The organism is Micromonospora sp. FIMYZ51 (genome assembly GCF_038246755.1).
In the GTDB taxonomy this organism is placed as follows: domain Bacteria; phylum Actinomycetota; class Actinomycetes; order Mycobacteriales; family Micromonosporaceae; genus Micromonospora.
On sequence record NZ_CP134706.1, the window covers coordinates 3007436 to 3030845 of the forward strand.

A 23410-nucleotide genomic window follows, 5' to 3' on the forward strand; every position below is an offset into this window, starting at 1 on the left:
CCCTGCTTTTTCCGGCCGACCCCAGTTCTCGGGGCCGGGTACCCCAGTCTTGGGTCCGTCACCGGATTGGCCGCTGGGCAGGCCATAGTCTGCGGCCGTGAGGATTCTGGTCACCGGAGGCGCGGGTTTCATCGGGTCCAACTTCGTCCGTCGGCTGCTGGCCGACGGCTACCCCGGTCTGGCGGGCGCGGACGTCACCGTTCTGGACAAGCTGACCTACGCCGGAAACCTGGCGAACCTGGCGCCGGTCGCCGACTCGCCCCGGCTGCGGGTCGTGGTCGGCGACATCTGCGACGCGGACCTGGTCGGCGAGGTGCTGCCCGGTCACGACCTCGTCGTGCACTTCGCAGCCGAGTCGCACGTGGACCGGTCGATCGAGGGCGCGGCGCCGTTCGTGACCACCAACCTGGTCGGCACGTCGGTGCTGCTGGAGGCCGCGACGGCTGCCGGGGGAGTCGACAGGTTCGTGCACGTCTCCACCGACGAGGTGTACGGCTCGATCGACTCCGGTTCCTGGACGGAGGACCGGCCGCTGGAGCCCAACTCGCCGTACTCGGCCGCGAAGGCGGGATCCGACCTGCTGGCTCGCGCCTATCACCGGACGCACGGGCTGCCGGTGGTGATCACTCGAGGTTCGAACACGTACGGCCCGTACCAGTTCCCGGAGAAGGTCGTCCCGCTGTTCGTCACCAATCTTCTCGATGGCCGTCGCGTACCGCTCTACGGCGATGGTGGCAACGTCCGCGACTGGCTGCATGTCGACGACCACTGTGCCGGCGTGGCACTGGCCGCGGAGCGCGGCCGTCCCGGTGCGGTGTACCACGTGGGCGGCGGCACCGAGCTGACGAACAAGGAGCTGACCGCCCGGCTGCTCGATGCCTGCGGCGCCGGCTGGGAGATGGTGGAGTACGTGTCGGACCGCAAGGCGCACGACCGGCGGTACTCGCTCGACATCGGCCGGACGACTACCGAACTCGGCTACGCGCCGGCTGTCGACTTCGCCGAAGGGCTGGCGGCCACCGTGGCGTGGTACCGCGAGAACCGGGCCTGGTGGGAACCGCTACGGCGGAGCGCCTGACGTTCCCATGCCCGCCCCGGGTTTTCCCGAACCGGCCCGACTTGGCAGCCGGATAAGCGGCGGCGGCCGGGGCTCGGCGCGTCGCTGATGCACGGCCTCTGCTGGGTGGCATGGCGGGGCCGGATACGGCTGCGCCTCGGGGGCATTTCCGGTGCCCGGATGTCCGGTCGCCTCGCCGGGACCGCCGCCGCCCAGTCGGAGACACGACACATTCGCGTAACACAACCCGGGGCTCTCAACATTCTCTCAGGTTTCGTTACCGCATACCGTTTGGTGCACGTACGTATGTATAAAACAACATCTGTAACCGATGTAGCGATGCTCAGCGTATAAATCGCGCTCACGCTCCGGCTTAATGGCTTCGACTTTGTTAACGTTATGACCGAATGTTCCAGTCCTTGGGCTTTGGTGGTCCGCGTCCTCAACGTCCGTCTTCAGGTTGAATAACGGTGCGGGTGGTGGCGCTTGGGTCCACGTTGCGCCGTCGCAAAGATCAATGGCATACTGCCCGAACAGACCGCAGGAACAGGACATCCAATCACTCGGAATAGCTTCAAAAATGGTCGGGACCCATTTTGAAAGTAGGCTGTTCGGTTCGGCGCTGCTGGTGCTCGGGCGATTGAATTCGTGTTCCACGTCGTTACTAAATTAAGCGGGGTGGTGTGTCGAAATGACCCTCGTGGAGCGCCAAGAACAAATAGCGCTACTGCGGAGGCTTGCGGCCGAAAGCGCTTCCGGGCGCGGTCGTACGGCGCTGGTGACGGGTTCCGTGGCCAGCGGCAAGACAGAACTGCTGCGCACCGTGGTGGAACACGTCGTGCACGCGGGAGGGCGACATCTGGGCGCGACGGCGTCGGAGGCAGAACGGGACCTGCCGACCGGGGTCATCGGCCAGCTCTTCCACCACGCAGATCTTCCGCTGGCCGAACTGCAACGGGTGGACGCCGCGCTCGCCGACGTGTCCAGAGCCTGGTCGGTGTACGGCGCCGACGTCGCTGCCATCCGGCAGGCGACGGCGGCCAAGGTGCGCGGGTTGGCGCTCATGCTGCTGCGGCTGGCCGAGACGGGCCCGCTGCTGATCACCATCGACGACACGCACCACGTCGACGAGGCCTCCTGGCAATGCGTGTCCTATCTGATCCGGAGGCTTGCCACGGCGCCAGTTTTCCTGGTGCTGGCCGGCGACAACTCCACCGAACGGGCCTATCCGCCGCTACGTCGGGACCTGCTGGGTCAACCCGGTTATGCCTGGTTGCGGGTCGGCTGCCTCTCCTCGGCCGGGGTGACGGAGCTGCTGACGCAGGAGTTCGGCGAGCAGGCCGCCGACGAGATCAGCGCGGACGTGCACCGGATCAGTGGCGGTAACCCGTTGCTGGTCAAGGCCCTGATCCAGGATGCCCGGCAGGCGAATCCCGCCGGTCCGGTCCGGCTGGTGGTGCGGGACGGCTTCGCCCACGCCGTGATGGGCATACTGTTCCGCGCCGACGCCGTACTGCGCGACGTCGCCCGGGCCCTCGCGGTGCTGCCCGACGCCACCACCGTCGAGGAGGTCGGCCGGTTCCTCGAACTCGACGCCGCCGGTGTCCGGGAGGCCGTCAGCGCGTTGGAGCGCACCGGTCTGCTCGTCGACGGCCGCTACCCGGACCCGCGCTGCGCCGCCGCCGTCGTCAACTGCATGACCTCGGTGGAACGGATCACCCTGCACCGGGAGGCGGCCCGGTTCCTGCACCGCTGCGGAGCCCCCGCTACCCAGATCGCCCGGCACGTGCTCGCCGCCGGCTACACGGAGGGGGAGTGGGTGCTGCCCGTGCTGCGGCAGGCCGCCGAGCGGGCGGTGCCGGACGGTGATCTCGAATTCGCGCTCGCCTGCCTGCGCTGGGCGGAGCAGGTGAACGGTGATCCGGCCGACCTCGCCGCGGTCCGGCAACTGCTGGCCCGCCTGGAGTGGCGGCACGATCCCGCGGCGACCGCAGGGCGGCACCTGGACGCGATGGTGGCCGATGTCGCCGAGGGCCGGCTGCCCGGCGGCGCCGCGTTGCTGCCGCTGGCACACCTGCTCTGGTTCGGGCGGGTCGACGAGGCGGCCGAACTGTTCGCCACCGTGCGGTCGCGGGCCGACCAGGACGACGCGACCCGGCAGGATCTGGAGTTCGCCCGCCTCTGGTACAACCTCTGCTACCCGGCCCACGCTGCCCGGTTCGCCGGCCCGGACACCTCGGCGTCGGATCCGCATCGCCTGCTTACCACGCAGCAGTACACCCGGGCCATTCTGCTCAGCGTCGGCTCGCTCGGTGCCGGTGACGGCATCCTGCGCGAGGCCGAGCAGCTGTTGCAGCAGACGAGCCTCGCCGACATCACCGTCGGCCCGCTGACCGTAGCGCTGCTCACGCTGGTCTTCGGCGACAAGTTGGAGACCGCGGCCCAGTGGTGTGATCCGCTGATCGACGAGGCGCAACGCCGGCAGGCGACCACCTGGCAGGCGTTGTTCACGGCGGTCCGCGGCGAGATCGCCGTGCGGCAGGGCGAACTGCCCCGGGCCGAGCAGTGCGTCCTCGAGGCGTTCAAGCTGATGGAGCCGTCCGCCTGGGGCATCTTCGTGGCACTGCCGCTGGGCACCATGCTGCGCGCCACCACCGCGGCCGGCAAGCTCGGGGAGGCGATCGACTATCTGCGGATGACCGTGCCGCCGATCGTCTTCGACACCCCGCTCGGCCTGCACTACCTCCAGGCACGCGGCCGATTCCACCTGGCCAACGGGTCGTACCGGGCGGCGTTGCGCGACTTCCGCACCTGCGGGGATCTGATGAGCCGCTGGGGTTTCGACGTGCCCGGCCTGGTGGCCTGGCGAGCCGAGGCGGCCAGCGCCTGCCTGCACCTGGGGGAGGAGCGGCAGGCCGGGCGACTCGCGCAGGAACAACTCGCCCGGCTGGGCCCGGGGGCGAGCCGCACTCGGGGGGTGGCGCTGCGGCTGCTGGCGGCGGCCAGCGACGAGCGCAAGAAGCCCGCGCTGCTGAACGAGGCGGTCCGGGCGCTGAAGGAGTCGGGTGACCGGCTGGAGCTGGCGTACGCGCTTGCCGATCTCAGCCAGGCGCTCAACGCCGTTGGCGACTCCACCCGGGCCCGGATGGTGTTGCGCACCGCCGACCGCATCGCCAGCAGGTGTCATGCCTTCGATCCGACCGGGCCGGTGCACCCTACCCCGTTCGGCCCGGTCAGGCAGCCGGAGGAGGAGTGGTCCGTACCGGCCAACGCGGCCACCGCCGGGCTGAGCAGCGCCGAGCGTCGGGTGGTGGTGCTGGCGGCGGCCGGTCAGACGAATCGGGAGATCGCCCGTAAGCTGTTCGTCACGGTGAGTACGGTCGAGCAGCATCTGACCCGGGCCTACCGCAAGCTTGACGTGACCAAACGCAGCGACCTGTCTGCGGTGCTCCAGGCGGGGGTCGCGACGAAGGAATCGTCTGCGGCCTGCGAACGGTAGCCCGCCCCGGCGGTACGGGCGGCACCCGTCCGTACCGCCGGGCCGGCGCGTCAGTGGCTATATGTACGTATGAGTAAGACGCTTGTATAGTTGCCGCATGGCCGGACCGACCAACCGGGCAGGTTCACGCGAGTGGTTCGGACTCGCCGTGCTGACGCTGCCCGTCTTGCTGATTTCCATCGATGTTTCTGTCTTGTTCATCGCCCTGCCGGCATTGACCGCGGATCTGAGCCCGACCAGCAGTCAGCTGCTCTGGATCCTGGATATCTACGCCTTCCTCCTTTCCGGCCTGCTGCTCACCATGGGCACCCTCGGTGACCGGATCGGCCGCCGGAGACTGCTGATGTTCGGCGCCGTGGCGTTCGGTGGGGCGTCCGTGGTGGCCGCCTACGCCAGCACCGCCGAGATGCTGATCGCGGCACGGGCCTTGCAGGGAATCGGCGGCGCCACCCTGATGCCCTCCACCCTGTCGCTGATCCGGAACATGTTCCACGACGACAACCAGCGCCGATCCGCAATCGGGGTGTGGACGGCCAGCGTGTCCGCTGGCATGGTGCTCGGGCCGCTGGTCGGTGGCGCCCTGCTGGAGAACTTCTGGTGGGGGTCGGTCTTCATCATCAACGCACCGATCATGGTGCTGCTACTCGTCGTCGGCCTGCTGGTGCTGCCCGAGTTCAAGGCACCGCAAGCCGGCCGGTTCGACCTGCTCAGCTCACTGCTGTCGCTACTCACCGTGCTTCCGGTGATCTACGGCATCAAGACCATCGCGGAGGACGGCGGCGCGAGCGTGGTCGCCGTGGCCACCATCCTGGCCGGGCTTCTGTTCGGCCTCATCTTCGTCCAGCGGCAGCGCCGGCGGACCGATCCCATGATCGACGTACGGCTGTTCCGTAATCCCGCCTTCAGCACCGCCCTGCTGACGAACCTGTCGGTCTTCGTGGCGATGGCCGGCATCACCCTGTTCACCACCCAGTACCTACAGATCGTGCTCGGCATGAGCCCGTTCCGGGCCGGTCTGTGGGCCCTTACCGGCGCGGCGGCCTCGGCCGTCGGTGCCACGCTCGGTCCGGTCGTGGTCCGCTGGGTGCGGCAGGTGTACGTGCTCGTCTTCGGCCTGGTCCTGGCCGGTATCGGTTTCGTCATCCTGCTGCAACTCGGCACCGATACCCTGGCCATCGTCATCGCCGGCAACGTGGTCGCCGCCGCGGGTATCGGTTTCGTGGTGACCATGGTGGTGGACATGGTCGTCGCCGCGGCACCGCCGGAGCGGGCCGGCGCTGCCTCGGCGTTGTCCGAGACCTGTACCGAGTTCGGTGGCGCCCTGGGCATCGCCGTGCTGGGCAGCATCGGCGGCGCGGTCTACCGCAACCAGTTCCTCGAGAACGCGCCGGCCGGCCTGCCACCCGAGCTGACTGCCGCCTCCGCGGAGACCCTCGCCGCCGCCAAGGGGATCGCCGCCACCGTGCCCGAGTACGCCGGGCAGCTGGTCGCGGTGGCGGACGCCGCCTTCGTGGAGAGTGCCCACGCCATGGCCCTCACCGCCGCCGGCCTGGTCGCCGTGATGGCCGTCGCCGCCCTGCTCGCCCTGCGTCGCGTTCGGGTGCCGGACCCGACCGAGCGGGCCGAGGACGAGGTACACGTCTGACCGGTCCGGAAGACCGGAGCACAACTGAACAGTGTTCCACGGCAAGCTCCCTGCCCACCTCGTGCGTTCCCCCGTACGCATGGGGTGGGTAGGGGTTCTTAGGGGTCCCGAGCGCAGGTTACGCCTGGCTAACGTCGCTGCCACACCTATCTCTGATGGCATCGCCATGTCCCTGGGAGACCCCATGCGCGTCCTTCTCACCACGCTCGCTGCCAACACTCACCTCTACCTGATGGTTCCGCTGGCGCATGCACTGCGTGCCGCGGGCCACGAGGTGGTGGTCGCGAGCGGCCCCGAGCTCGTCCCGGACATCACCGGCGCGGGGCTGCCCGCAGCTGCGGTTGGTAAGCAGCTCGACATGGTCGAGGACGCCCGCCAGGCCGAGTACGGCGACACTGTGCACGGCTCGGAGTACGACATCACCGAGATCCGACCCGAGCGGCTCACCTGGGACTACGCCCGCAACGTCCTGCGCGTGTGGTGCCAGGGCCCGGTGGCGGCGTACGACTACCTGGCCAACGACCCGATGGTCGACGACCTGCTCCGGTTCTCTCGCTGGTGGAAGCCGGACGTGATCGTCTGGGACGCCACCACGTACGCCGGGCCGATCGTCGCCCAGATCATCGGCGTGCCGCAGGTCCGGTTCCTGTTCGGACTGGACCAGACGGCCCGCATCCACCGCATCTTCACCGAGGGGCTGCCCCAGCAGCCGGCTGCGGTGCGCGAAGACCCGCTGGCCGACCCGCTGGTCGAGATGCTCACCCGCAAGCTGGCCCGACACAACACCCCGTTCGCCCGCGAGCTGATGTTCGGGGAGTTCAGCATCGACCCGACGCCCGAGTGGATGCGCTTCCCCGTGGAGCACGACTACCGGTCGATCAGCCCGGTGCTGTACAACGGCCCGTCGGTGATCCCGCAGTGGCTCACCGAGCCCGTCGAGCGTCGCCGGATCTGCATCACCCTGGGCCTGTCCCTGCGCGAGATCGACGACCACTGGGGTGAGGGCATCAACGTCTCCACCGTCCTGGAGGCCGTGGACGGTCTTGACATCGAAGTGGTCGCCACCATCCCTGGGGACGTCCTGGAAGGTGTCGCGGTTCCGGAGAACGTCCGTGCCGTCGACTTCGTCCCGATGGACGCCCTGCTGCCGAGCTGCTCGGCGATCGTGCACCACGGCGGTGGAGGTACCCGCCTCAACGCACTGATGCACGGTGTGCCGCAGCTGGTCATTCCCGGCTGGTCGTGGGACGAGGCGATCCAGGCGAGCAAGTACGCCGAGCGGGGCGCGGCCGTGGTCGTACCGCAGGAGGAACTGACCGCGCAGCGGCTGCGCGACGGACTGCTGCGGCTGCTGGACGAGCCGTCGTTCGCCGCCGCCGCTGCGGACCTTCAGAAGATCGCCCGCAGCGCGACCTCACCGGCCGACACGGTGGCCGCGCTGGAGGCGCTCGTCGCAGGGCACCGCGGCCAGACCGCAGGCGTCGCACCGCTCGGCTGAGCGGTCGCTCCACCCGTCACCGGCACCGCCGGTTCCGCATCCACCGTCTCGCTGGTCATGACCTCGGCAGCACTGAAAGGTAACTTGTGAACAACGAGGAAAAGCTGCTCGGCTATCTCAAGCGCGCCACCACGGACCTGCGGAACACCCGGCGCGCCCTGCGCGAGCGGGAAGAGCGTGACAGCGAACCGGTGGCCATCGTCGGCATGTCGTGCCGATTCCCCGGTGGCGTCGAGACCCCCGCCGACCTGTGGCGTCTGCTCCAGGCCGGCGAGGACGCCATCACCGAGATGCCGACCGACCGGGGCTGGGACCTGTCGGCGCTCTACCACCCGGACCCGGACCAGCCGGGCGCCAGCTACACCCGCTCCGGCGGCTTTCTCACCGGCGCGATGGACTTCGACCCGGCCTTCTTCGGGATCAGCCCCCGGGAGGCGTTGGCGATGGATCCGCAGCAGCGGTTGCTGCTGGAGACGGCGTGGGAGGCAGTCGAGGACGCCGGCATCGACCCCACCGTGCTGCGGGGCAGCCGTACCGGCGTCTTTGCCGGCGTCATCTACCACGACTACGCGACCCGGCTGAGCAACCCGCCGGCCGACCTCGACGGTCACCTCGGCAACGGCAGCTCGGCGGCGGTCGCCTCCGGCCGGATCTCGTACGTCCTGGGCCTGGAGGGGCCCGCGGTCACGGTGGACACCGCCTGCTCGTCGTCGCTTGTGGCGTTGCACTGGGCAGTTCAGTCGGTGCGCTCCGGTGAGTCCTCGCTCGCCCTCGCCGGTGGCGTCACGTTCATGTCCACCCCGGACGCCTTCGTCGAGTTCAGCCGGCAGCGGGCGCTGTCGGTCGACGGACGCTGCAAGGCGTTCGCGTCCGCCGCCGACGGCACCGGTTGGGGCGAGGGCGTCGGTATGCTGCTGGTCGAGCGGCTTTCCGACGCGGTTGCCAACGGCCGGCGAATCCATGCGGTCATCCGTGGCACCGCGGTCAACTCCGACGGGGCCAGCAGCGGCCTCACCGCCCCCAATGGGCCGTCTCAGCAGCGGGTCATCCGGCAGGCCCTAGCCGTCGGTGAGCTGGGCACCGCCGACGTGGACGCGGTCGAGGCGCACGGCACCGGCACCACGCTGGGTGACCCGATCGAGGCGCAGGCCCTGCTCGCCACGTACGGCAAGGGTCGTCCGGCCGACCAGCCGCTCTGGCTTGGCTCGGTGAAGTCGAACCTGGGTCACACGCAGGCCGCGGCCGGCGTCGCCGGGGTGATCAAGATGGTGCTGGCGATGCGGCACGGCGTCCTGCCCGCCACCCTGCACGTGGACGAGCCGAGCAGCCACGTCGACTGGTCCTCGGGTGGAGTCCGCCTGGTGACCGAGCGACGGCCGTGGCCGGAGGTGGACCGGCCGCGTCGCGCGGGGGTGTCCTCGTTCGGGGTCAGTGGGACGAATGCGCATGTGGTTTTGGAGCAGGCTCCTGGGGTTGAGGTGGTGGAGCGGCCGGCGCGTCCGGCGGCGTTGGCGTGGGTGTTGTCGGGGAAGTCGTCGGCGGCGGTGCGGGAGCAGGCGGTTCGGTTGTCGCGGGTGTCTGGTGTGGATGCGTTGGATGTGGCGTTTACGTTGGTGCGGGGTCGTGCGGTGTTGGAGTCGCGTGTGGTGGTGGTGGGTCGTGATGAGGTGGAGTTGGTGGCGGGTTTGGGTGCGGTGGTGGATGGTGTGATGCCGGTGGGTGTTGCTGGTGGGGTGGGTAAGCGGGTGTTGGTGTTTCCGGGTCAGGGGGCGCAGTGGGTGGGTATGGGTGTGGAGTTGTTGGGCACGTCGGAGGTGTTTGCGCGGCGGTTTGCGGAGTGTGTGGAAGCGTTGGAGTTGTTTGTGGATTGGGATGTGCGGGGGGCGTTGTCGGATGAGGTGTTGTTGGGGCGGGTGGATGTGGTGCAGCCGTTGTCGTGGGCGGTGATGGTGTCGTTGGCGGCGGTGTGGGAGTCGTTGGGTGTGGTGGGGATGCGGTGGTGGGGCATTCGCAGGGGAGATTGCGGCGGCGGTGGTGTCGGGGGCCTTGTCGGTGGCCGATGGTGCGCGGGTGGTGGTGTTGCGCAGTGTTGCGGTGGGTGAGGTGTTGTCGGGTGGGGTGCGATGGCGTCGGTGGGGTTGCCGGTGGATGTGGTGCGGGGGCGGTTGGTGGAGGGTGTGTCGGTGGCGGCGGTGAATGGGCCGGCGTCGACGGTGGTTTCTGGTGAGGTGGATGCGGTGGTGGGGTTGTTGGCGGTGTTGGAGGGTGAGGGTGTGCGGGTGCGTCGGATTGCGGTGGATTATGCGTCGCATTCTGCGCAGGTGGAGGTGTTGCGGGGGCGTTTGGCGCGGGATTTGGCGGGGTTGTCGCCGGGGACGCCTTCGGTGCCGTTGTGGTCGACGGTGTCGGGCGCGTGGTTGGGTGAGGACGAGGTCTTGGACGCCGATTACTGGTTCCGCAACCTACGTCAGGAGGTGTTGTTCGCTGACGCGGTGCGGGGTTTGGTGGCGGATGGGTTCGGGGTGTTTGTGGAGTGCAGTCCGCATCCGGTGTTGGCGATGGCGGTGCAGGATGCGGCTGATTCCGCTGTGGTCACGGGTACGTTGCGTCGTGACGAGGGTGGTTGGGACCGAGTGTTGCGGTCCGCAGCGGAGTTGTGGACCCGTGGGGTGCCGATCGACTGGCCGGTGGCCGGTGGTCGGGTCGTGGACCTGCCCACCTACCCGTTCCAACGCGACCGCTACTGGCTCGACGCGGGCGTCCGTTCCGACCCGGCCGGGCTGGGCCTTACCGACACCGGCCACCCGCTGCTTGGTGCCGCCACCACCGTGGCCGGCCCGCAGACCGTCGTGCTCACCGGCCGCTGGTCGGTCGGCACCCACCCGTGGCTCGCCGATCACCTGGTCGCCGGCCGCATCCTCTTCCCCGGCACCGGCTTCGCCGAACTGGCCCTCCGGGCCGCCGACGAGACCGGCTGCCCGACCATCGAGGAACTGACCCTGCACCACCCCCTGGTGCTGCCCGAGCACGCGGGTGTGCGGGTGCAGGTCGTCGTGACGGCGCCGGACGCTGAGGGCGCCCGCGAACTGACGATCTGGTCGCAACCCGACGACGCGGGGGCCGACGTGCCGTGGACCCGGCACGCCGAGGGCCGCCTCACCCCTGCCGCCGCCGCGCCTGCCGAGCCGCTGCCGGCCCCGTGGCCACCCACCGGCGCCGAGCCGGTCGACCTCACCGGCGGGTACGACGCACTCGCCGCCATCGGCCTCCACTACGGACCGGTCTTCCGCGGCCTGCGCCAGGCCTGGCGCCTCGGTGACCACGTCTACGCCGAGGTCACCCTCGACCCCCAGGCCGCCGAGCAGGGCGCCCGGTACGGCCTGCACCCGGCGCTGGCTGACGCTGCCCTGCACGCCACCGGCCTGCTCAGCGCCGCCTCCGCCACCCCGACGCTGCCCTTCTCCTTCACCGGCGTGCGGCTGTACGCGACAGGCGCTACCCACCTGCGGGCCCGGCTGACCTCGGCCGGCCCGGACAGCCTGTCCCTGCTGCTCGCCGACGTGGAGGGCCGCCCGGTCGCCACGGTCGACCGGCTCGTGCTGCGGCCCGCCGGTGCCGCCCGCCCGGCCGTCACCAACTCACTGTTCCGGATGACCTGGGTACCCGTCGAACCTGCCACCGAGCCGGTCCGCTCCCTCGCCGTGCTCGGCGAGCCCGAGCCCGGTCTCCCGGCCGCCGTCCACCACGGCGATCTGGCCGCGTTCCTCGACACCCTCGATGCCGGCGAATCGATCCCCGAAGCGGTGGTCGTCCGGTTGCGAGGCGACCGGGACATCGACGCGCCGACTGCCGTGCGGCACCTGACCACCGATCTGCTCACCCTGCTCCAACGGTGGCTCGCCGAAGACCGGCTGACCAACACCCGCCTGTTCCTGGTCACCACCGGCGCAGTGGCGGCACCCGGACCGGTCACCGACCTGGCCGCTGCTGCGGCATGGGGACTGGTCCGTTCCGCCCAGGCGGAGAACCCGGACCGGATCGTCCTGGTGGACACGGACGCCGAGCTGCCCATGGCCGTCTTCGGTGGCGACGAACCCCAGCTGGTCGTCCGCGACGGCGTGCTGCTCGCCAACCGGTTGACCCGCACCACCCCACCCGACACCCTGCTGCCGCCCTCCGCCGCCGGCTGGCGGCTCGCCGCCGGCAACGGCACCCTCGAAGGACTGCGGCTGACGCCGGACCCGTCCACCAGCCGGCAACTCGGTCCCGGCGAGGTGCGCGTCGCCGTGGGCGCGGCCGGGGTCAACTTCCGCGACGTGGTCGTCGCGCTCGGCGTGGTGCCGGAGGAGTCCCGACCGATCGGTAGCGAGGCAGCCGGCCGGGTGCTGGAGGTCGGCACCGAGGTCACCGACCTGGTCCCCGGCGACCGTGTCTTCGGCCTCTTCGACGGGGCATTCGGCCCGACCGCGGTCACCGACCGGCGGCTGTTGGCCCGTACCCCCGACAACTGGTCCGACCGGGACGCGGCGAGCGTGCCGGTCACCTACATCACCGCGTACCTGGGTCTGGTCGACCTGGCTCGGGTCCAGCCCGGCGAGCGGGTGCTGATCCATGCGGCCACCGGCGGCGTCGGCACCGCCGCCGTGCAGCTCGCCCGCCACCTCGGCGCGCAGGTCTACGCCACGGCGAGCCCAGCCAAGTGGGACACGCTGCGGGCGGCCGGACTGCCCGACGAGCGCATCGCCTCGTCCCGGGAGACCAGCTTCGCCGAACGCTTCGGCGAGGTCGACGTGGTGCTCAACTCGCTGACCGGTGACTTCATCGACGCATCCCTGGGGCTGCTGCCACCCGGCGGTCGCTTCCTGGAGATCGGCAAGGTGGACAAGCGGGACCCCGCCGAGGTGGCGCGGATCCGGCCCGGCGTGACCTACACCGCGTACGACCTGATGGATCCCGGCTCGGAGCGGCTGCGGGCGGTACTCGCCGAGATTCTCGACCTGTTCGACCGCGGCGTGCTGACCCTGCCGCCCGTCACCACCTGGGACGTCCGCCGGGCCCCGGCCGCGTTCCGGCACCTTGCCCAGGCCCGGCACGTCGGCAAGGTGGTGCTCACCGTGCCGCCGCCAGCCTTCGGCCCGACCGGAACCGTGCTGATCACCGGCGGCACCGGTGGACTTGGCGCCCTGGTCGCCCGACACCTGGTTACCGAGTACGGCGTGCGCAGCCTGGTGCTGCTCAGCCGTTCCGGCGGCACCGCCCCCGACGACCTGGACGCTCAGGTCCGGGTGGTGCCGTGTGACGTGGCCGACCGGGCGGCCCTGGCTGAGGTGCTCGACAGCATCGACGACCTGACCGCCGTGGTGCACACCGCCGGCGTCCTGGACGACGGCGTCCTCGGCTCGCTCACCCCGGACCGGCTGGGCACGGTGCTGCGGCCCAAGGTGGACGGGGCGTGGCACCTGCACGAACTGACCGCTGACCGCGACCTGTCGGCGTTCGTCCTGTTCTCCTCCGCCGCCGGTGTCCTCGGTGACGCGGGACAGGCCAACTACTCGGCGGCCAACGCCTTCCTCGACGCACTCGCAGCCCACCGGCACGCCGCCGGCCAGCCGGCGCTCTCCCTGGCCTGGGGCTTCTGGTCCCGGCGCACCGGTCTGACCGGGCACCTCACCGATATCGACGTCGCCCGCATCGCCCGGGACGGTTCGACCGGACTCTCCGACGACGAGGGCATCGCCCTGCTCGACCACGCCCTGCTAGCCGCCGAACCGGTCCTGGTACCAGTCAAGATCGACACCAGGCTGGGTCCGGACGCACCGGCCGTGCTGCGCGGCCTGATGCGTACTCCGGTGCGCCGGGCGGCGAGCCTGCCCAGCGGCTCGGCCGACGAACGACTGGCCGGCCTCTCCGGGGACGACCTCTCCGCTGCCCTGCTCGACCTGGTCCGGACCCAGGCCGCCCTGGTGCTGGGGCACTCCGGCACGGATCCGATCCAACCCGGCCGCGCCTTCCGCGAACTGGGCTTCGACTCGCTCACTGCGGTGGAGCTGCGCAACCGGCTCTGCGCCGCCACCGGCCTGAAACTGCCCGCCGCAGTGATCTTCGACTACCCGACGGCCGAATCGCTCGCGGCCCACCTGCACGGCAAGATCACCTCGGTCGCCGGCCCAGCCCGGTCCGTCGTGGTGACGCACACCGTGGCCGCCGACGACGACCCGATCGTCATCGTCGCCGACGCCTGCCGCTACCCCGGCGGCGTACGGACCCCGGAGGACCTGTGGCACCTGGTGGCCGAGGGGGTGGACGCGATCGGCGGCTTCCCCACGGACCGGGGCTGGGACATCCCGGACGACGCGCCGTACGCGCGGGTCGGTGGTTTCGTCGACGACGTCGCCGGCTTCGACGCCGACTTCTTCGGCATCTCACCGCGCGAGGCGCTGGCCACCGATCCGCAGCAGCGACTGCTGCTCGAAGTCACCTGGGAGGCCCTGGAACGCGCCGGGTTGAACCCGCGCAGCCTGGCTGGCAGCAGCACCGGCGTCTTCGTCGGCGCCGCCGCCGGCAACTACCACCAGCGCGCCGCCGACGAGCGCATCGAGGGCTACCAACTGGTCGGCAACTCGACCGCGGTGCTCTCCGGCCGGATCTCCTACACGCTGGGCCTGGAAGGCCCGGCGGTGACCGTGGACACCGCCTGCTCCTCGTCGCTTGTGGCGCTGCACCTGGCCGTGCAGTCGCTGCGCCGAGGCGAGTGCACCCTCGCCGTGGTCGGCGGGGTGACGGTGATGTCGGCCCCGGACATCTTCGCCGAGTTCGCCCGGCAGGGCGGCCAGGCGCCGGACGGTCGCTGCAAGGCGTTCTCCGACGACGCCGACGGCACCGGCTGGTCCGAGGGCGCCGGTGTGCTGGTGCTGCAACGCCGCTCCGACGCGATGGCCGAGGGCCGCGAGATCCTCGCCGTGGTACGCGGCAGCGCGGTCAACCAGGACGGCGCGTCGAACGGCCTGACCGCACCGAACGGCCCTTCGCAGCAGCGGGTGATCCGGCGGGCGCTCGCCGATGCCCAGCTGACCGAGTCCGAGGTGGACGTGGTCGAGGCGCATGGCACCGGCACCCGGCTCGGCGACCCCATCGAGTTGCAGTCGTTGCTGGAGACGTACGGGCAGCGCACCGGTGAGCCGCTGCTGCTCGGCTCGGTGAAGTCCAACATCGGCCACGCCCAGGCCGCCTCCGGCATTGGTGGCGTGATCAAGATGGTGCAGGCGCTGCGGCGCCCCATGCTGCCCCGCACCCTGCACGTCGCCGCGCCGACCCCGGCCGTCGACTGGAGCGCGGGCGCGGTGGAACTGCTTACCGAGTCGCGTTCGTGGCCGGAGACCGGGCGCCCGCGCCGGGCCGGGGTGTCCTCGTTCGGGATCAGCGGCACCAACGCACACGTGATCCTGGAGCAGGCACCGGCCACCGAACCGGCCACCGGGACGGTCGAGCCCGCTCCGGCGCTGCCCTGGGTGCTGTCCGGCCGCAGCGTCGAGGCGCTTACCGATGCGGTACGCGGGCTGCGGTCGTACGTGGCCGCCCACCCGGACCTCGACGCGGTGGACGTGGGGCGGGCGCTGACGAAACGCTCGACGTTCGAGTACCGCGCCGTGGTGGTGGGCGCGGACCGCGACGAACTGCTCACGGGCCTGGACCGGGTGCCCGGCGGCCAGCCTGCGGTGACCGGCCGTCTCGCGGTGTTGTTCACGGGTCAGGGTGCGCAGCGGTTGGGGATGGGTCGGGAGTTGTATGGCGCGTTCCCGGTGTTCGCTGATGCGCTGGATGCGGTGTGTGAGTTGTTGCCGGGTACGCGTGAGGTGATGTGGGGCGCTGATGCCGAGGTGTTGTCTCGGACGGTGCATGCGCAGGCGGCGTTGTTTGCGGTTGAGGTGGCGTTGTTTCGGTTGGTGGAGTCGTGGGGTGTGCGGCCGGATTTTGTGGCTGGTCATTCGATTGGTGAGGTGGCGGCGGCGCATGTGGCGGGGGTGTTGTCTCTGGCGGATGCGTGCGTTCTGGTGGGGGCGCGGGGTCGGTTGATGCAGGAGTTGCCGGTTGGTGGGGTGATGGTGTCGGTGCGGGCGGCGGAGGCGGATGTGGTGCCGTTGTTGCGTGCGGGTGTGGATGTTGCGGCGGTGAATGGTCCGGCGGCGGTGGTGCTTGCTGGTGATGAGGATGCGGTGGCTGAGGTGGTGGCTGGGTTGGGGGTGAAGGCGAAGCGTCTTGAGGTGTCGCATGCGTTTCATTCGTTCCGGATGGAGCCGATGTTGGCGGAGTTCCGGGCGGTGTTGGAGACGCTCACCTTCCGTGCCGCGCTGGTGCCGGTGGTGTCGAACGTGACCGGTGAGGTGGCGCAGCCGGACAGCGCTGACTATTGGGTGCGGCATGTGCGGGAGACGGTGCGGTTCGCCGACGGGGTGGCGACGCTGGCCGGTGCGGGTGTGACCCGGTTCCTGGAGTTGGGTCCGGATGGTGTGTTGACGGCGATGGCGCAGGACAGCGCCCCGGATGCGCTGCTCGTCGCGGCTCTGCGTAAGGACCGGGGGGAGAGTCTGTCCCTGCTGGCCGCCGTCGGCCGGCTGTGGAGCGCCGGCGTCGAGGTGGACTGGGCGGTTCCGTACGCCCAGTGGGGTGGCCGCCCCGTCACCCTGCCGACCTACCCGTTCCAACACCGCCGCTACTGGCTCGACGCCATGCCGGGTGCGGACGTCACCCGGGCCGGACTCGCCGCCGCCGGTCACCCGCTGCTCGGCGCCACGGTGGAGCTGGCGGACTCCGGACAGGTGGTGTTGACCGGCCGACTGTCGGTGCGTACGCACCCGTGGCTCGCCGACCACCGGGTCGGCACGTCAGCGGTGTTCCCCGGCACCGGCTTCGTCGAACTCGCCCTGCGCGCCGCCGACCAGGTCGGTGCCGCGATGGTCGACGAGCTGACCATCGAGGAGCCGCTCGTCCTGCCCGAACACGACGCCGTCGACGTGCAGGTGTCCATCGGCGTGCCGGACGAGCTGGGCACCCGCCCCGTGGTCGTCAGTGCCCGTGCTGCCGACGCCACCTGGACCCGGCACGCCCGTGGCACCGTCACCCCCGGCAGCCAACCCACCGCCGTTGGCGACCTCACCGCCTGGCCGCCGCCCGGCGACGCCCTCGATCTCGACGGCGTCTACCCCGGCGACGGCGAGTTGACCCATGGCCCCGCCTTCCAGGGCCTGCTCGCCGCCTGGCGGCACGGCGACGACCTGTACGCCGAGGTCGCCCTGCCCGACGGCGTCACCGCCGACGGCTACCTGCTGCACCCGGCCCTGTTCGACTCGGCCTTGCACTGCCTCGGCCTGCGCGGCGGGGACACCGTCACCGCGCTGCCGTTCAGCTGGACCGACGTCTCCGTCAGCAGCACCGGCGCGACCGCGTGCCGGGTCCGGGTGTCGCCGCGCGGCGACGGCTTCAGCCTCCTCGTCACCGATCCGACCGGCCGGATCGTGGCCTCGGCGGGATCACTGGCGCTGCGGCCGGTCGGCCCGGTCACCGACGCCGTGACCCGCCGGGCCCTGTTCCGGCTCGTCTGGAAGCCGACCGCTCCGGCACCGGCCACCGGGGACGCCGAACCGCTCGACGTGCTCCGGATCAGCGCCGGAACCGTCACCGAGGTCACCGCGTACGCGCTGGCCGAGATTCAGGCGCGACTGGCCGACGACGGGCCTGGGCGACTCGTGGTGCTCACCCGTGGCGCGGTGGACGTCAACGGGTCCGGGGCCATTGACCCCGCCCAGGCGGCGGTCTGGGGTCTCGTCCGGGCCGTGCAGGCCGAGGAACCCGGCCGCATCGTCCTGATCGACTCCGACTCCGACTCCGACACCGACGGCGGGCTCGACCTGGCCACGCTGGCCGCGACCGGTGAGCCCGAACTGGCAGTCCGAGACGGCGTCGTCCACGTCGCGCGGCTGGCCCGGACCGCACCAGCCCCGGCACCCGGCGCGTTCGGCGACGGCTCGGTGCTGGTCACCGGGGCATCCGGCAAGCTCGGCGGGCTCGTCGCCCGCCACCTGGTCGGCGCGTACGACGTGCGGGACCTCGTCCTGGTCAGCCGCAGTGGCGCACCCGACGACCTGGTGTCCGACCTCACCGCCGAGGGCGCCCGGGTACGGGTCGCCCGCTGTGACGTCGGTGAGCGCGAGGCACTGGCCGGGGTGATCGCCGAGATCGAGCACCTGACCGGCGTCGTGCACGCCGCCGGGGTGCTCGACGACGGCCTGTACGGGGCGCTTACCGCCGACCGGCTCGCCGGTGTGCTGCGTCCGAAGGCCGAGGGTGCCTGGCACCTGCACGAGCTGACCGCCGACCGGGAGCTGTCTGCGTTCCTACTCTTCTCCTCGGTGGCCGGTGTCCTCGGCGCGGGCGGCCAGAGCGCCTACGCGGCGGCCAACGCCTACCTGGACGGACTCGCGGCCTACCGGCGAAACGCGGGACTGCCCGTGGTGTCGCTGGGCTGGGGACTCTGGGACGGCGCGGACGGCATGGGTGGCGGCCTGGCCGGCGCGGACCGGGCCCGCGTGCTGCGGGGCGGCGTGGTGCCACTCACCGAAACCGAAGGACTGGCCCTCTTCGACGCCGCCCTGGGCGCGACAATCCCGGCTGTCCTGCCGGTCAAGCTCGACCCCGGCGCGCTGGCGGACCTGCCGCTCTTCGCCGACCTGCGGCCCGCCGGCCGCCCAACCCGCGACACGTCGCCGCGCGCCAGCCGCCCCACCGACCGGGTGGACCTGATCCGGCTCGTCTGCGCCGAGGTCGCAGCGGTGCTCGGCTACGGCCCGGACCAGCGGGTCGAGGAGGAACGCGCCTTTCAGGACCTCGGTTTCGATTCGTTGACGGCGGTGGAGTTCCGTAACTCGTTGGCGGCGGTTACGGGTCTGCGGTTGCCGGCGACGTTGGTGTTTGATTATCCGTCGCCGGTGGCGGTGGCGGAGCATCTGTTCGAGCGGATGTTCGGCGCTGTCGAGTCGACGGTGGCGGAGACGGTCGGGTCGGGTTCTGATGATGATTTGATTGCGATTGTGGGGATGGCGTGTCGTTTTCCGGGGGGTGTGGGTTCTCCGGAGGAGTTTTGGGATTTGGTGGTGTCTGGTGGTGATGGTGTTGGTGATTTTCCGGTGGATCGGGGTTGGGATGTGGGGCGGTTGTTTGATCCGTCGGGGTCGCGTCCGGGTTCGTCGGTGACGCGGCAGGGTGGGTTTTTGTATGAGGCGGGTGGGTTTGATGCGGGGTTGTTTGGGGTGTCGCCGCGGGAGGCGGTGGAGACGGATCCGCAGCAGCGGTTGTTGTTGGAGGTGTCGTGGGAGGCGTTGGAGCGGGCTGGTTTTGATCCGTTGGGGTTGCGGGGTTCGTCTGACGGGTGTGTTTGCGGGGGTGATGTATCACGATTATTTGGGTTCGGGTTCGACGGGTTCGGTGGTGTCGGGTCGGGTGGCGTATGCGTTGGGGTTGGAGGGTCCGGCGGTGTCGGTGGATACGGCGTGTTCGTCGTCGTTGGTGGCGGTGCATTGGGCGGTGCGGGGGTTGTTGGCGGGGATTGTTCGTTGGCGTTGGCGGGTGGGGTGACGGTGATGGCGACGCCGGAGACGTTTGTGGAGTTTTCGCGTCAGGGTGGGTTGGCGGCTGATGGTCGGTGTAAGTCGTTTGCGGGTGGGGCGGATGGTACGGGGTGGTCGGAGGGTGTGGGGGTGTTGGTGTTGGAGCGGTTGTCGGATGCGGTGGCGGCGGGGCGTCGGGTGTTGGCGGTGGTGCGGGGTTCGGCGGTGAATCAGGATGGTGCGTCGAATGGGTTGACGGCGCCTAATGGTCCGGCGCAGCAGCGGGTGATTCGGCGGGCGTTGGGTGTGGCGGGGTTGGGTGTGGGTGAGGTGGATGTGGTGGAGGCGCATGGTACGGGGACGCGGTTGGGTGATCCGATTGAGGCGCAGTCGTTGTTGGCGACGTATGGGCAGCGGTCGGGTGAGCCGTTGTGGTTGGGGTCGGTGAAGTCGAATATTGGTCATACGCAGGCGGCTGCGGGTGTGGCTGGTGTGATCAAGATGGTGCAGGCGATGTGGCATGGTGTGTTGCCGGCGACGTTGCATGTGGATGAGCCGACGCCGCATGTGGATTGGGAGTCGGGGAATGTGCGGTTGTTGACCGAGGCCCGCCCCTGGCCGGAAACCGACCGGCCGCGCCGCGCCGCAGTCTCCTCATTCGGCATCAGCGGCACCAACGCGCATGTGATTTTGGAGCAGGCTCCCGAACCCGAGGCTGTTGCGGTTGTTGAGCGTCCGGCGGCGTTGGCGTGGGTGTTGTCGGCGAAGACGTCGGCGGCGGTGCGGGAGCAGGCGGTTCGGTTGTCGCGGGTGTCTGGTGTGGATGCGTTGGATGTGGCGTTTACGTTGGTGCGGGGTCGTGCGGTGTTGGAGTCGCGTGTGGTGGTGGTGGGTCGTGATGAGGTGGAGTTGGTGGCGGGTTTGGGTGCGGTGGTGGATGGTGTGATGCCGGTGGGTGTTGCTGGTGGGGTGGGTAAGCGGGTGTTGGTGTTTCCGGGTCAGGGGGCGCAGTGGGTGGGTATGGGTGTGGAGTTGTTGGGCACGTCGGAGGTGTTTGCGCGGCGGTTTGCGGAGTGTGTGGAAGCGTTGGAGTTGTTTGTGGATTGGGATGTGCGGGGGGCGTTGTCGGATGAGGTGTTGTTGGGGCGGGTGGATGTGGTGCAGCCGTTGTCGTGGGCGGTGATGGTGTCGTTGGCGGCGGTGTGGGAGTCGTTGGGTGTGGTGGGGGATGCGGTGGTGGGGCATTCGCAGGGGGAGATTGCGGCGGCGGTGGTGTCGGGGGCCTTGTCGGTGGCCGATGGTGCGCGGGTGGTGGTGTTGCGCAGTGTTGCGGTGGGTGAGGTGTTGTCGGGTGGGGGTGCGATGGCGTCGGTGGGGTTGCCGGTGGATGTGGTGCGGGGGCGGTTGGTGGAGGGTGTGTCGGTGGCGGCGGTGAATGGGCCGGCGTCGACGGTGGTTTCTGGTGAGGTGGATGCGGTGGTGGGGTTGTTGGCGGTGTTGGAGGGTGAGGGTGTGCGGGTGCGTCGGATTGCGGTGGATTATGCGTCGCATTCTGCGCAGGTGGAGGTGTTGCGGGGGCGTTTGGCGCGGGATTTGGCGGGGTTGTCGCCGGGGACGCCTTCGGTGCCGTTGTGGTCGACGGTGTCGGGCGCGTGGTTGGGTGAGGACGAGGTCCTGGACGCCGATTACTGGTTCCGCAACCTACGTCAGGAGGTGTTGTTCGCTGACGCGGTGCGGGGTTTGGTGGCGGATGGGTTCGGGGTGTTCGTGGAGTGCAGTCCGCATCCGGTGTTGGCGATGGCGGTGCAGGATGCGGCTGATTCCGCTGTGGTCACGGGTACGTTGCGTCGTGACGAGGGTGGTTGGGACCGAGTGTTGCGGTCCGCAGCGGAGTTGTGGACCCGTGGGGTGCCGATCGACTGGCCGGTGGCCGGTGGTCGGGTCGTGGACCTGCCCACCTACCCCTTCCAGCACAAGCGCTACTGGGCCGACACCCCTGAGCCGGACGACTCGGCGTTCTGGCAGGCCGTCGCCGGAACCGACACCGACACCCTGGCCGACGGCCTCGGCGTCAACCCGGACGCGCTCCGAGAGGTACTGCCCGCGCTGGAACGCTGGCGGCACCGGCAGAACGACGACGCGGTGATCGACGGCTGGCGCTACAGCGTCGACTGGGCCCTGCTGCCCGGCTCGCCCGACGACGCCCGCCTCACCGGCACCTGGCTTGTCGCGCTGCCCGCCACCGAGCACCCGCTGGAGCCCGTGGTCCTCGACGCACTCACCGGGCACGGCGCAAACGTACTGCCGGTTCGGTGGGACGGCGACCCGCAGCCGATGCGACAGGCCATGACCGGCACGCACCTCACTGGCGTACTTTCCCTGGCCGCCCTCGACGACCTGCCCGACCCCCGGCACCCGGCCCTCAGCCGCGGCGCTGTCACCACCGTCGAACTGGTCCGCGCGCTCGCCGACACCGCCGTCACCGCGCCGCTGTGGTGCGTCACCTCCGGCGCCGTCGACACCGCCGCGCCACGTGAGGGACAGACGGCGGTCTGGGGACTGGGCACCGTGCTCGGCCTGGAGGCACCTGCCACCTGGGGCGGCCTGATCGACCTGCCGGAGGTACCCGACGAGTACACCGCCCGCCGACTCGTCGCCGTCCTCGCCGGCCTGGACGACGAGGACCAGGTCTCGATCCGGACCGACGGCCCGCGCGGTCGTCGACTGCGCCCGACGAGCGGCACCGTCGGCGTACCCTGGCAGCCGCGCGGCACCGTTCTGGTGACCGGTGGCACCGGCGGCGCCGGCTCGCACGTGGCCCGCTGGCTCGCCGACCACGGCGCCGAACACCTCGTCCTGACCAGCCGTCGAGGCACCGCCGCCGCAGGTGCCGACGACCTGACCGCCGAGCTCACATCGCGCGGCGTGCAGGTCACCGTGGTCGCCTGTGACGTGGCCGACCGCGACGCGCTGGCAGCCGTACTCGCCGACCTGCCGGCCGACCCGCCGCTGACCGCTGTCGTGCACGCCGCCGGTGTGGTCAGCGACGGCGTCCGCCTCAGCGACCAGACCGCCGCCGAGGTCGCCGACACGGCCCGAGCCAAGGTGCTCGGCGCGCGGCACCTCGAGGAACTCCTGGCCGATCGCGACCTCGACGCATTCGTGCTGTTTTCCTCGGGAGCCGGGGTCTGGGGCCAGGCCGGCCAGGCCGGCTACGCCGCCGCCAACGCCACCCTCGACGGCATCGCCAAGCGCCGCCGCGCCGCCGGCCTGCCCGCCACCGCCGTGGCCTGGGGCGCATGGGGCGGCGGCGGCATGGTCGACGCCGACGTGCGAGCCCGGTTCGCGGAGATCGGCATCACCGAGATGCCACCCGGGCTCGCCGCCCGGGCCATGGGCCACGCGGTCGCCAGCGGCGCGGCCAGCACGATCGTCGCCGATGTCGACTGGTCGCGCTTCGCCCCCGCCTACCAGCTGGCCCGACCCCGCCCGCTGCTGCGCGACCTGCCCGGCGCACAGCCGGCACCGGACGACACCGAAGCGGACGGCGCCGACCTGGCCACCCAGCTCGCCGCGATGTCCGCGGAGGACCAACGGCGCACCCTGGTCCAACTGGTCCGCACCCACATCGCCGCGGTGCTCCGCTACGACGACCTCAGCGAGGTCGAACCGACCCGGGCCGTCAAGGACCTCGGCTTCGAGTCGGTCACCGCAGTCGAACTACGCAACCGGCTGGCTGCGGCCTCCGGGCTGCGGCTGCCCGCCACGCTGGTCTTCGACTATCCGACCGCTGTGGACATCGCCGGCTTCCTCCGCTCCGAGCTCGACCTCGACGGCGGTGAGGAGCCGCTTGAGGTGCAGCTCGACCGGCTGGAGGCGCTCAGCGCCGAGCTGAACGGCGACAGCCTTGCCCGGTCCCGGACCGCAGCCCGCCTGCGCGCGATCGCGGCCCGGCTCACCGACGACGGTGCCGCCACGCAGACCACCACGGCCCAGACCGTCGCCGAACAACTCGACCACGCCTCGGCGGACGACGTCATCGCCTTCATCAACAAGGAGCTGGGAGTGGACTGACCAGCCCGTATCCCCGGCCGCCCACCCGAACCACCGA

5 protein-coding genes and 1 pseudogene are annotated in these 23410 nt (G+C 70.6%); all 6 read left to right on the forward strand.

Features of this window, described 5'->3' with window-relative positions; all coding sequences use genetic code 11:
• The first annotated feature begins 97 nt into the window (after positions 1 to 97).
• The 6 genes and pseudogenes from rfbB (at position 98) to QQG74_RS13980 (ending at position 23373) form a co-directional block, all read left to right on the forward strand.
• Positions 98 to 1078, forward strand: coding sequence for a dTDP-glucose 4,6-dehydratase (rfbB, locus tag QQG74_RS13955; RefSeq protein ID WP_341720706.1), 981 nt, complete (start codon positions 98 to 100; stop codon positions 1076 to 1078).
• Between the two features lie 670 nt (positions 1079 to 1748).
• Positions 1749 to 4556: an AAA family ATPase gene (locus QQG74_RS13960; RefSeq protein WP_341720707.1), complete on the forward strand. Its 2808-nt coding sequence runs from the start codon at positions 1749 to 1751 to the stop codon at positions 4554 to 4556.
• 97 nt (positions 4557 to 4653) lie between these two features.
• A complete protein-coding gene (locus QQG74_RS13965; RefSeq protein WP_341720708.1) occupies positions 4654 to 6201 on the forward strand; it encodes an MFS transporter in 1548 nt (515 codons plus the stop codon).
• A 184-nt stretch (positions 6202 to 6385) separates the two neighbouring features.
• The gene (locus QQG74_RS13970) at positions 6386 to 7699 is read left to right on the forward strand and encodes an activator-dependent family glycosyltransferase (RefSeq protein WP_341720709.1); all 1314 of its coding nucleotides are present in this window, start codon (positions 6386 to 6388) and stop codon (positions 7697 to 7699) included.
• Between the two features lie 86 nt (positions 7700 to 7785).
• Positions 7786 to 11310: pseudogene (locus QQG74_RS13975) on the forward strand (type I polyketide synthase); the annotation flags it as partial.
• A gap of 459 nt (positions 11311 to 11769) precedes the next feature.
• Entirely contained in the window at positions 11770 to 23373 is an 11604-nt protein-coding gene (locus QQG74_RS13980; RefSeq protein ID WP_341721232.1) for an SDR family NAD(P)-dependent oxidoreductase, read from the forward strand.
• Positions 23374 to 23410: the final 37 nt, after the last annotated feature.

Coding starts and splice junctions, on each gene's coding strand:
- QQG74_RS13980 (WP_341721232.1), top strand. CDS start 11,770: ATGGCCGTCTTCGGTGGCGACGAACCCCAGCTGGTCGTCCGCGACGGC.
- QQG74_RS13965 (WP_341720708.1), top strand. CDS start 4,654: ATGGCCGGACCGACCAACCGGGCAGGTTCACGCGAGTGGTTCGGACTC.
- QQG74_RS13960 (WP_341720707.1), top strand. CDS start 1,749: ATGACCCTCGTGGAGCGCCAAGAACAAATAGCGCTACTGCGGAGGCTT.
- QQG74_RS13970 (WP_341720709.1), top strand. CDS start 6,386: ATGCGCGTCCTTCTCACCACGCTCGCTGCCAACACTCACCTCTACCTG.